Raw genomic sequence first — 1,849 nt, 5'->3', positions numbered from 1 at the left:
GTTTAGTGTTGACAATCCAGTGGCTTATATCCAAAGCATGTATAAAACTATCTCACTTAAAAAAGGATCGCCCTAACAAACGATTTTCATACGTTTGTTAGGGCGATCCTCTCATGAGAATACGTCCTTCTATTCTCCATTAGCCTAAGCGTTCTTCAGCCATCTTATATATCTTCTGTTTATCCCTTTTGCCTACAGCTACTATTTGAATGATTTGAAGATGACCTGCGATTTCTCTAAAAACAATTCGAAGACCCATTTTTTTATTTTTCAATTTATGGCACTGTGCTAAGCTTCCATGAAGAGGTTGACCTGCATCCATCCCCCTAACCCTAATTCGATCTAAGGCTTTATTGACAAAAACCTTTTGACTACCATCAAGTTTTTCGTAATCTTCTTTTGAGTATTGCGTCCATTCCAACTGATACAATCTTTACGCCCACCCATCTTCTTCATCCAAGATAGGAGAACGAGTTGCTATCTCACCACGAACCTCTGTATCTGAGAACGTTTGGACTGTTTTAGCTAACAATCGTTTTTCAACCATCAGATCATCTAGCTGACTGTAAAGATCTTCTATTTCTTTGTTCAAAGATTCATATTGTTCTTGAGTCAGCATAACGCCTGCTACTTTTTCGCGATTGAAAACATATACACCGGCTTCTTCTCGATCAGCCGTTTGAAAGGCTCTCATTGGAGAGCGCTTCACATCAGAAATTGAAGTGGTTGGAATGTCGAGTATTCTCATGCCCATTTTCATCTACTCCTTTTTCTTTAGTATACTCCGTAAAAAGAACTTTTAAAAGACTTTTAAAAGTTCTTTTTACTATCTAGTTATATTAAACGACCGTTTTATATAATCCTTATTTATAATGACGGTTTGTCAAATCAAGTGCAATACTTCTTCCGTGAAGACCTCGTATGCAGTTTTCCAGTTGAGACATTTTCGCGGTCTCCCATTGATCCAGGCGAGCGCTTGAGCGAGTTCAGAACGACTGACCTTTCCGAAATCTGTCCCCTTCGGGAAAAATTCACGGAGAAGACCATTGGCGTTCTCGTTACTCCCACGCTGCCAAGAAGAATACGGATCCGCAAAATACATCGGTACGCCTAACGTGTCACGAATTCGTTCATGACAGCTAAACTCTTTTCCACGATCTGTCGTCGCAGTTTGGAACGTTCCCAACGGGAAGTAAAGGTGCAATGCTTGAATCGCAGACTCCATCGATTGAGCGGACCGATCTTCCATCGGTACAGCGAGATAAAAACGGCTCTTTCGCTCGACGAACGTTGCGACACAGACTTTGGATTTCCCTCTACCCGAGACAACAGTATCAAGCTCCCAATGTCCGAACGTTTGGCGCCCTTTGACGTCAGACGGACGTTTACTGATTGGCAGTCCGACGTTAAAGCGTCCACGCGTCTCACGTGGTTTCTGACGCTTTCCCTTTTGTCGAAGGAGTCCAGAATCGGCCTCGACGAGGCCCATATAAATCCAACGATAAATTGTCTTGAACGAGAGTCCTTCTTCTTGGAATAATCGTCCGGCAATCTGTTCAGGGGACCATGTCTCGCGTAACTTTTCGAGGATACGGACTCCTTTTTCGAGCGTAAACTTCGTCCGTGCACCGCACTTCTTTTTGCGTTCCACATAACGCTGGTCAGCACAGGAAGCATCATAGTAAGGATTTCGTTTCAATTCTCGTGAAATCGTAGAAGGTTGACGCCCCAGGCGTCCAGCAATCTTTCGGACAGAGAAACCTAGCTCGAGATACGTCTCTATTTTGACTCTTTCTGATGTGGTAAGATGAACATAGCTCATAATGAATCTGGATTGTCAACACTAAAC

Annotated in this window: 3 protein-coding genes; all 3 read right to left on the bottom strand. The window is 43.0% G+C overall.

Going from position 1 to position 1,849, the window contains the following annotated elements; genetic code table 11:
• Nucleotides 1-139: 139 nt before the first annotated feature.
• Nucleotides 140-430, bottom strand: a complete 291-nt coding sequence (locus tag BLD48_RS12620; protein ID WP_071500526.1) for a type II toxin-antitoxin system RelE family toxin — start codon at nt 428-430, stop codon at nt 140-142.
• A gap of 3 nt (nt 431-433) precedes the next feature.
• Entirely contained in the window at nt 434-754 is a 321-nt protein-coding gene (locus BLD48_RS12615; RefSeq protein WP_071500525.1) for a hypothetical protein, read from the bottom strand.
• 129 nt (nt 755-883) lie between these two features.
• On the bottom strand, nt 884-1,822 hold the full coding sequence (locus tag BLD48_RS12610; protein WP_071500524.1) for an IS30 family transposase: 939 nt from the start codon (nt 1,820-1,822) through the stop codon (nt 884-886).
• Nucleotides 1,823-1,849 lie beyond the last annotated feature (27 nt).

It is taken from the genome of Exiguobacterium sp. KRL4 (assembly GCF_001870785.1).
Taxonomy (GTDB): Bacteria; Bacillota; Bacilli; order Exiguobacteriales; family Exiguobacteriaceae; genus Exiguobacterium_A.
The sequence above is the reverse complement of the archived record's forward strand: the minus strand, read 5'-3'. Positions and strand labels throughout refer to the sequence as shown.

Excerpts from the sequence above, each read along its gene's own strand:
- BLD48_RS12610 (WP_071500524.1), bottom strand. The coding sequence starts at position 1,822 with ATGAGCTATGTTCATCTTACCACATCAGAAAGAGTCAAAATAGAGACG.
- BLD48_RS12615 (WP_071500525.1), bottom strand. The coding sequence starts at position 754 with ATGGGCATGAGAATACTCGACATTCCAACCACTTCAATTTCTGATGTG.